The 8,499-nt window shown below is 65.3% G+C and carries 9 protein-coding genes and 1 pseudogene; 7 read left to right on the top strand and 3 right to left on the bottom strand.

The features are described from left to right. The first annotated feature begins 30 nt into the window (after positions 1-30). Both FM119_RS07935 and FM119_RS07940 read left to right on the top strand, forming a co-directional pair. Complete coding sequence (locus FM119_RS07935; protein ID WP_087137143.1) at positions 31-1,128, top strand: Dyp-type peroxidase; 1,098 nt, start codon at positions 31-33, stop codon at positions 1,126-1,128. After that, positions 1,125-1,931, top strand: a complete 807-nt coding sequence (locus FM119_RS07940) for a family 1 encapsulin nanocompartment shell protein (RefSeq protein WP_087137144.1) — start codon at positions 1,125-1,127, stop codon at positions 1,929-1,931. Before FM119_RS07935 ends, FM119_RS07940 begins: the two co-directional genes overlap by 4 nt. 233 nt (positions 1,932-2,164) lie before the next feature. On the opposite strand, the gene FM119_RS07945 is transcribed toward FM119_RS07940, so the two are convergent. Continuing rightward, positions 2,165-2,500 carry a hypothetical protein gene (locus FM119_RS07945; RefSeq protein ID WP_218778743.1) on the bottom strand — a complete coding sequence of 112 codons (336 nt, stop codon included), beginning with the start codon at positions 2,498-2,500 and terminating at the stop codon, positions 2,165-2,167. Between the two features lie 104 nt (positions 2,501-2,604). Here FM119_RS07945 and FM119_RS07955 point away from each other — a divergent pair. Then, positions 2,605-3,606, top strand: a pseudogene (locus tag FM119_RS07955) (IS3 family transposase); the annotation flags it as partial. On the opposite strand, the gene FM119_RS07960 reads toward FM119_RS07955, so the two are convergent. Continuing rightward, a complete protein-coding gene (locus tag FM119_RS07960; protein WP_476738875.1) occupies positions 3,594-3,782 on the bottom strand; it encodes a transposase in 189 nt (62 codons plus the stop codon). The pseudogene FM119_RS07955 and the gene FM119_RS07960 sit on opposite strands and share 13 nt — an antisense overlap. Before the next feature lie 666 nt (positions 3,783-4,448). On the opposite strand from FM119_RS07960, the gene FM119_RS07965 reads away from it, so the two are divergent. Genes FM119_RS07965 through FM119_RS07980 form a run of 4 tightly spaced genes read left to right on the top strand, consistent with a single transcriptional unit; the run spans position 4,449 to position 8,191 of the window. Then, the gene (locus FM119_RS07965) at positions 4,449-5,318 is read left to right on the top strand and encodes a DJ-1/PfpI family protein (protein WP_226833574.1); all 870 of its coding nucleotides are present in this window, start codon (positions 4,449-4,451) and stop codon (positions 5,316-5,318) included. A gap of 14 nt (positions 5,319-5,332) precedes the next feature. After that, positions 5,333-6,364, top strand: a complete 1,032-nt coding sequence (locus FM119_RS07970; protein WP_087137147.1) for an ABC transporter substrate-binding protein — start codon at positions 5,333-5,335, stop codon at positions 6,362-6,364. Positions 6,365-6,392: 28 nt separating this feature from the next. After that, the gene (locus FM119_RS07975) at positions 6,393-7,418 is read left to right on the top strand and encodes a FecCD family ABC transporter permease (protein WP_245827381.1); all 1,026 of its coding nucleotides are present in this window, start codon (positions 6,393-6,395) and stop codon (positions 7,416-7,418) included. A 26-nt stretch (positions 7,419-7,444) separates the two neighbouring features. Beyond that, complete coding sequence (locus FM119_RS07980; protein WP_245827383.1) at positions 7,445-8,191, top strand: ABC transporter ATP-binding protein; 747 nt, start codon at positions 7,445-7,447, stop codon at positions 8,189-8,191. Between the two features lie 40 nt (positions 8,192-8,231). Here FM119_RS07980 and FM119_RS07985 read toward each other — a convergent pair whose 3' ends face one another. Then, a complete protein-coding gene (locus FM119_RS07985) occupies positions 8,232-8,438 on the bottom strand; it encodes an integrase core domain-containing protein (RefSeq protein ID WP_179205259.1) in 207 nt (68 codons plus the stop codon). Between the last annotated feature and the right edge of the window lie 61 nt (positions 8,439-8,499).

Consider the following 8,499-nt stretch of genomic DNA (forward strand, 5'->3'; position numbering starts at 1 on the left):
CAATACGCGCCGTCACCGGAAAGTCAGGTCATGTCACATCCTTCGTGGGACAGGGTCGGAATCGATGCGCAAAGTGTCGACGCTCCGCTCTCCCGCTCTGCCGTCTTCCTCACGATGACGATCGGGCCGACCGACGCAGCGCTCGACATCGCACGCTCCGTGATTGCCGGTATTGACGATTTGGTCAAGACCGTCGGATTCCGTGACCTGGACGGGCGGCTCTCCTGCGTGGTCGGGATCGGTGACGCAGCCTGGGACCGCCTCTCACCACGATCCCGTCCGAAGGAGTTGCACGCGTTCGCGGAGATCGACGGCGGCGTGCATCGCGCTCCCGCGACTCCGGGCGATCTACTGTTCCATATCCGCGCCGAACGCGCCGATCTGTGCTTCGAGTTCGAACGGCTGCTGCTCGACGCTCTCGGCGAGAGCGTGGCCGTGGTCGATGAGGTGACCGGCTTCCGCTACTTCGACTCCCGTGACCTGCTCGGCTTCGTCGACGGCACCGCCAACCCGGTCGCCGACGAGCTGATCGACTCCGCCGTCATCGGCGACGAGGACCCCGATTTCGCCGGCGGCAGCTATGTCGTCGTGCAGAAATACCTGCACGACCTCGCGGCCTGGGGAGAGGTCGGCACAGCGGTGCAGGAAGAGATCATCGGCCGCTCCAAGAGCGACAACGTCGAGCGCGCCAGCGCGACCGAGGCCCGCAAGTCTCACAAGTCGCTGTCCACGATCGTCGATGACGACGGCAACGAGCTCGACATACTTCGCGACAACATGCCGTTCGGCCGACCAGGCCAGGGCGAGTTCGGTACCTACTTCATCGGCTACTCGCGGCGGCTCTGGGTTACCGAGAAGATGCTGCACAACATGTTTCTCGGCGACCCGATCGGCTCCTACGACCGCATCCTCGACTTCTCCGCCCCCGTCACCGGCGCGACGTTCTTCGTCCCCTCTCGCCAGTATCTGGCCGACCTCGGCGAGCCGCAGCCGGTCACGCCCGTGACCAGTGCTCCGAGTATGCAGGCCACAGAGGCCGAAGCACCCGTACCGCTGCCCGCTGACGAGGACACCTCGCTGAGGATCGGTTCGTTGAAGACACCCCAATCGGAAGGACACCGCCCGTGAATCACCTCCTGCGCGACCTTGCCCCACTCTCACCTGAGGACTGGGCTCTGCTCGACGAGGAAGCCTCCACCCGCCTGCGCGTCGCCCTCGCCGCGCGGCGACTCGTCGACCTGCGAGGTCCATTCGGTTGGTCGTACTCGGCGACCAATCTGGGTCGCGTCGGGCCGACGATCGACGCCCAGGCGGAGTCAATCGCCGCCCGCACCCGCAGAGTGCTGCCGGTGACCGAGGTGCGCGCCGACTTCAGTCTCGACCTGCTCGAGCTCGAAGCAAACTCCCGCGGCGCCGAGGACGTCGACCTCGGCGCCCTGGACGCGGCCGCTTTGCGCCTCGCCGGTGTCGAGAACCGCGCGGTATTTTTTGGGTGGGAGGCTGCCGGTATCACCGGGATCGCCCAGGCCTCCCCGCACCAGGCTCTTGTGCACGACGGCAGCCCCGCGCACTACCTCCAGCAGGTCACCCAGGCGGTATCCGTCCTGAAGCACAGCGGCATCGGTGGGCCGTACGCCCTCGCCGTCGGCCCTGAGGACTGGGTCGCCGTGATCGAAGCAGGAGACGACGGCTACCCGGTGCTGCGCCACCTGGAGTCCATTCTCAGCGGGCCCATCGAATGGACGCCAGGAATCGAGGGCGCCATCGTTCTCAGCACCCGCGGCGAGGATTTCGTCCTCGAGCTCGGCGAAGACTTCTCCCTCGGCTATACCCGCCATGATGTCACCGACATCCACCTCTACCTCGAGGAGACACTCACTTTCCGCGTCAACACCCCGGAAGCAGCCATCGCCATCGTCGCGGCGTCGTAGTCGATTCGCCGCGGGGCGGGCTTCCACCGGATTCCAGACCCTCGTCTCACGATCCCGGCGTGCTTTCCCTCTGTCGACCTTCCCGTGGATGGTTCTGCCTCCTGAGCGCCGACTGAACGCCCGGAATTCTGCTGCCGACCGTGGCGCAGGAGCTGTTGGCGATCGTTGCCCGGACATAGTACGTCAGGCATACCGTCCGCACATCGCGTGCGTTCTGAGCAGTTCGGCGTTCCTCAGTTCGTCGCGTGTCGCGAGAGTGCTTCGATCAGGTATCGCCCGGTGACGCTTCCGGGTGCGTGGGCCAATTCATCGGGCGTCATCGAGGCGACGATCCGTCCGCCCTGGTCGCCGCCGCCGGGGCCGAGGTCGATGACGTGGTCTGCGTTCACGATCATGTCGATGTCGTGTTCGATGACGATGACCGTCGCCCCTGCATCGATGAGACGCTGAAGCACGCCGAGGAGCACCCTGATATCGACCGGATGCAGCCCCACGCTGGGTTCATCGAAGATGAACAGTGTCCCGTCCTGGTGCCGCTCGAGATCGGAGACGAGTTTCAGCCGTTGCACCTCGCCGCCGGACAGTGCCGGTGGGCTGACCCCGTTTCGTAGGTCCAGTCGTTATGAGAGTCGTCCTGTTGTCCGCGGTCGCGGGCAGGGAGACTGGTCAGATCATGACGAACAGCAGGAAGCGTCACACCCCGGAGCAGGTCGTCCGTAAGCTCGGGCAGGCCGACAGGATGCTCGCCGACGGTCAGGACGTCGCGGCGGTGTGCCGGGAGCTCGTGGTGTCCGAGCAGACGTCCTACCGGTGGCGGAACCAGTACGGCGGCCTCAAGGCCGACGACGCAAAGCGCCTGAAGGAGCTGGAGAAGCAGAATGCGACCCTGAAGCGTCTGCTCGCGGAAGCGGAGCTGGAGAAGGCCGCGCTCAAGGAGCTGGCTGAGGGAAACTTCTAAGCCCGGACAGGCGCCGCGCCGCCGTCGATCACCTCAAGCGCAAGCTTGCGGGTGAGCGAACGGATGGCGTGCCGTCTGGTCGGGCTGAGCCGCTCCGCGTATCGGCGACCGCTCAAGGGCGACACGGTCGCGGACCCGGATCGGGCGTTCAGGGAGTGGCTGCGCGCCTGGGCGAAGGACCATCCCCGCTACGGGTACCGGCGGGCGTATCACGACGCCCGCGCCGAGGGGTGGGTGGTGAACCACAAGAAGATCCAACGCCTGTGGCGTGACGAAGGGCTCCGGGTCCCGCAGCGGCGTCGACGCAAGCGCGTCGGGTCCTCGACCGTCGACGCGCCGACGGCGGACGCGCCGAACGTGGTGTGGGCGGTGGACTTTCAGTTCGACGCCGACGAGCACGGCCGACCGATCAAGATCTGCTCGATCGTCGACGAACACACCCGGGAGTGCATCGGCGGCCTCGTGGAGTGCTCGATTACCGCCGACCGACTCACCGCCCACCTCGAGGACCTCGTCGCCGCCCGGGGCGCCCCGGCGGTGCTCAGGTCGGACAACGGGCCGGAGTTCATCAGCGAGGCGATGGCCGACTGGGCCGGCACCCGCACCGGCCTGTCCTACATCCCTCCGGGCTCGCCGTGGCGCAACGGGTACGTCGAGTCGTTCAACAGCCGGATCCGCGACGAGTGCCTCAACATCAACAGCTTCTACTCGCTGCTGCCACCCTCAGCCCATCGGTTGAAGCGCTTGTAGATCGAGTTCCACTTCCCGAACCGCTCCGGCACGTCCCGCCACGGCGCACCAGTGCGGTACTTCCACGCCATGCCCTCCACAGCAAGCCGGTGATCCGTCCACGGCCGCGACCGACCCGACACGATCGGCATCAACGGCTCCATCACAGACCACACCTCATCAGAAATCTCCTGTCGCGCCACCCTTCAAGACTCACCCACACGAAGACAAATCAACTTGATCAACACGCCCTAGCCGCGACTCGGCGTAAAGTACCCCTCTTATGCCGAACGCGAATCGGGCCCGTCCCTACGTTGTCACCGTCCATCCCGACGGGCGGTGGTGGCACATCAGAGTTCCAGAACTCAACACCGTCTCGCAGGCGCTGACGCTGCAAGAAGTGCCGAGTCAAGCTCGCGATCTCATCAGCGTCTGGCTCGATACCCGCCCGGACACGGTGCGTTTCATCGTGAAGCGAAGGAGTGGCCTACGTCCGGGATGGGCTGCATCGTGAACCAACGCCGAACTCATGCGCGGAGTGCACGCGACGGCCCAGCCGAGAACGATCGTTTTCGGCTGGTTCCGGAGGGGTGTCAGGAGCGCCGCGCCGCAAACGGTGGTCGATACTTAGGTCTGGCAGGCATTTTCGGGCGGCTGTTCTTGCGCAAGATTCGCTGAATCTGCCCGTTTTCGGTCCCAAACTCCCCTCGGATCTGATGACCGAGCTCCCAGGAGACTGCACCCAATCCGGAACGCCCAGGCGTAGATTGAAAGGGAACGCGTGCGGCTGGGAGACGGCAGTCGCATCCGAAGCTAACGGAAGGTTGAGAATGAGCACGAACACATGGAGCTCCCCGGTGACGGGCTTGACCTGTCACGGTTGTGTCGAGACGGTCACCGCGCAGTTGATTGCTGTGCGCGGCGTCAAAGAGGTGAACATCGATCTCGTCGAGGGTGGCGTATCCACGGTGAGCGTGGTCGCCGACCGTGAGCTCACGGACGGCGAGGTCGAGGGCGTACTACACGCCGGCGGCGCATTCGCACTCGCTCGTGTTGATGCGATGAGCTTCCTCGGTTCGACTACGAACGCGCCCGACCTCGCAGTCGACGTGCTTTTCTTCGACGGGGCCGAGGAACTCGATGCAATCGGTCCCTGGGAAGTGCTCCGCTTCTGGGCGGAGCTTGGTGACCGACGCGTCGACGTGCGTGCGGTGAGTTTGGACGGCAAGTCGGTCCGTTGCGCGAAGGGGCTCACCGTCGATGTCGACGGTAGCCTTGGCGACCGCCCCATCGATCTTCTTATAGTCCCGGGTGGTCGCGGTGCCGACATCCTCGCGGGGGATCTCGAACAGGTCGGGCGGATCTCGCGCCTCGCTGAACAGGGAGCAACGATGGCGTCCGTGTGCACTGGCGCCCAGGTGCTCGGCGCTGCTGGCCTTCTCGACGGGATCAATGCGACGACCCACTGGATGGCCCGCGGCCAGCTCCAGAAGTCCCACCCGTCAGCGCGCATCTCGTCGGGCGAACGATGGGTCGACTCTGGCGATGTCGTCACGAGCGCCGGCGTGTCGGCCGGAATCGACATGGCCCTGCACCTCGTAGATCGGTTCGACTCCCGCGCCGTCGCTCACCGAATCTGCAGCGTGATGGAGTACCCGTGGCATCCAGAAGCTCGCGGCGAGGCCGTTATCTCTACATAGTGTAGAGTTAAGAGGTGACTTCGCGACGCATCCTCCCCTCTGCTTTCCTCGCCACCCTGACGATCGCCGCCCTCGCGGGATGCGGTGGCGGGTCGATGGACCATTCCGACCACAGCGGGCACTCCGCCGGCTCCTCGGCTTCTCCCACCGGCGCCGCCGACGTCGTTACCGACCCCACATGCCCGGCGGTTGTCTCACTCGAATCCGTCCCCGAGCGCGTTGTGACCATGGACGCCGGAGCGGCGGCCTTTCTCATCGAACTCGGACTCGGCGACACGGTTGTGGGCACTGCGGCTCCAGGCTTCAAGACCGACTTCTCCGGAGACATCCGCGCTCAACTCGACGCAGTGCCCGTTCTTGACGACGGACAGGGGTCAGCTGAGGCAGTGATCGCCTCCGACCCGGACCTGGTCACGGGAATCTCGCAGTACGAGTTCGGCGGTTTCGACGGCACCGCGTCTGTCGATCAGCTGGAGTCCGCGGGATCTGCCGCCCTGTCCGCCTGCGGCGCGGTGCAGGATGTCCCGATGGACAACATCGATGAGACGTACAGGTATATAAGCGCGCTCTCCGATGCATTCGACGTTACCGAGCGTGGCGAGGAGCTGATCGACCGGATTCGTACTCAGGTCTCAGACGCGACGGCGGCCTCGCGGGACGCAGACGTGCCCGTGCTCAGCTTGTCCTCCGTGCCCGACGCTGGCGCGGGCATCAATACCAACGGCGGATCAAGCTTCGCGAACGGCATCATCACCTTGGCCGGCGGTACCAACATCGCCCGTGACCAGCTCCAGGACTTCGCAAGCTTGTCTGCGGAGGCGGTGACAGAGGCCAACCCGGCTGTGATCGTGGTGGTGTCCGGTTTCGCGGATTCCAGCGATGAGGACCTGAAGGCGGCCATCATCGCCAGCCCGCTGTTGGCCGAGACCGACGCCGTCAAGAACGAGAACGTCGTCGTGGTGCCGCAGCGCATCCTCCTGTCACCGAGCCTGCTGAATGCGGACGCCGTCCAGATCATCGCGGATGCGGTCGCGAACGCTTCCTGAGGAGACGCGCATACGCCGAACCGGGGCCTTGCGCGCCATCCCTCTGACCGCCATCCTCATCGGGCTCCTCTTCCTGCTTCTGACAGTGATGGTGATCAGCGTCGGTGTCGGCGCGGTATCGATCGCCCCCGGAGAGGTGATCGAGGTCATCTCCGGGCGCGTGGCGGGAAAACCCGAGCTTGGCTCCCTGGATTTCATCGTCTGGGAACTACGCATGCCGCGCGTGTTGCAGGCCGCAGTGGTCGGCGCCGCCCTGGCAGTCGCCGGAGCGTGCGCACAGGTCCTCGTCCGCAACCCCATCGCCGACCCCTACGTCCTCGGCCTGTCTTCCGGAGCCGGGGTCGCGGCGGTCCTGGTCATCACTTCCGTCGGTGTTGCCACCTTCGGAGTGCTGTTGCTCCCGGTCGCCTCTTTCGTCGGTGCCGCTGCGACCGGAATCATCGTCGCGGCCACAGCGACCTCACGCTGGGGGATGTCCGCAGGCCGACTGGTGCTGTCCGGAGTCGCGATCGGTCAACTTCTCGGAGGGGTGATGTCCTTTCTCCTTATCCGATCCGGGAATTCCGATGCCACTCAGCAGGTGATGTTCTGGCTTCTCGGGAGTCTGGCAGGCGCCCAATGGCGACTGCTGCTCGTCATCGGCCCCGTGATCATCGTCGCGATCGTTCTCGTCGCAATGTCTAGCGGGCGCCTTGACCTCCTCGGCCTCGGAGACGCTCAAGCGGCCGCGTCAGGGGTGCATCCGGGGCGTTCCCGGGTGCTCGTCTTCGCTCTCGCTTCCCTGATGACCGGCGCCGCAGTCGCCGTCTCGGGGACTATCGGCTTCGTGGGCCTCATCGTGCCGCACATCGCCCGTCTCCTCGTGGGCGGTATGCACAAGCGCGTCATTCCCGTGTCTGCGTTGCTGGGGGCGATCCTGCTCAGCTCGGCGGACCTCGCCGCGCGCACCGTGCTAGCACCGTCAGAGCTTCCAGTCGGGATCTTCACCGCGGCGATCGGCGTGCCAATCTTCATCCTCCTCATGCGCAAGAATCGCGCCATGGCCCTCTCATGAGCTCATCGCATACGACGCCATCCGAAGTGGCTTTCAACGCCGTGTCCGTGAACTACGGACCACGGCGCGCGCTCGACAACGTCAGCGCCACAATCGCAGCGGGTGAGATCGTCGCCATCGTCGGACCCAACGGATGCGGCAAGTCAACTCTCCTGAGCCTCCTTACCGGACACCATCCGGCCTTCACCGGCACCGTCACGGTCGACGGTGAAGACATCAGCACGATGCGCGCTCGCGACAGGGCTCGGAAGATCGGAGTTCTCCGGCAACACACGGGGCCCCTTCCCGACGTCACCGTGACCGAACTCGTCGCTCTGGGCCCTCAGACACTCTCCACGCACCAGGTCAATCGCACCCTGGCGCGCGTCGGACTCGACGAACTCGCGACCGAACCAGTCGCGGCTCTCTCCGGCGGACAACTGCAACGCGCACTTCTCGCACGAGCCCTCCGTCACGACCCCACTCTGCTGGTGCTGGACGAGCCCACGAACCACCTCGACGTCCAGCACAGATTCGCCCTCATGGAGCTCCTGCAAGACCTTCGGGTAACGGTCCTCTGCGCCCTCCACGACCTCGACCTCGCGATCCGCTACACGGACGACATGCTCCTCCTCGCCGAGGGGCAGTTGCGCGCACACGGACACCCCGACGCCGTGCTGACGAAGTCTCGGGTTCTCGAAGTCTTCGCGATCGACAGCGAAAGCGTGACCACAGCCGGAGGCCAAACGCATCTTCTCTTACGCTCCGCGCGAGCTCGTGCCGCCGGGGAGTGAGTGAGTCGCCCCGGCGTGTCCGGAGGGCTGATTTCTGGTGTCAGCCCGCTCGTTCGAGGGGTTCGGTCAGAGCGTAGCTGAACTGCTCGGCCTCGAGCGGGGTGAGGTCGTCGATCGAGCCGTGGATTCGGTCGGTGTTGAACCACTGCACCCAGCCGGCGGTCGCGACCTCGACCTGATCGACGTCGCGCCACGGGCCTTCGTGGTGGATGAGTTCGGACTTGTAGAGCCCGATCTGGGACTCCACGAGGGCGTTGATGCTCCTATAGTTGTCAACTCATGATCTCGCCGGTTTTCGGGTCGGTCTT

This window comes from Mycetocola reblochoni REB411, assembly GCF_900163835.1.
In the GTDB taxonomy this organism is placed as follows: domain Bacteria; phylum Actinomycetota; class Actinomycetes; order Actinomycetales; family Microbacteriaceae; genus Mycetocola_B; species Mycetocola_B reblochoni.

What these genes read in the sequence shown, in the direction of transcription:
- FM119_RS07935 (WP_087137143.1), top strand. Translation starts at nt 31, where the DNA reads ATGTCACATCCTTCGTGGGACAGGGTCGGAATCGATGCGCAAAGTGTC.
- FM119_RS07960 (WP_476738875.1), bottom strand. Translation starts at nt 3,782, where the DNA reads ATGGAGCCGTTGATGCCGATCGTGTCGGGTCGGTCGCGGCCGTGGACG.
- FM119_RS07965 (WP_226833574.1), top strand. Translation starts at nt 4,449, where the DNA reads ATGAGCACGAACACATGGAGCTCCCCGGTGACGGGCTTGACCTGTCAC.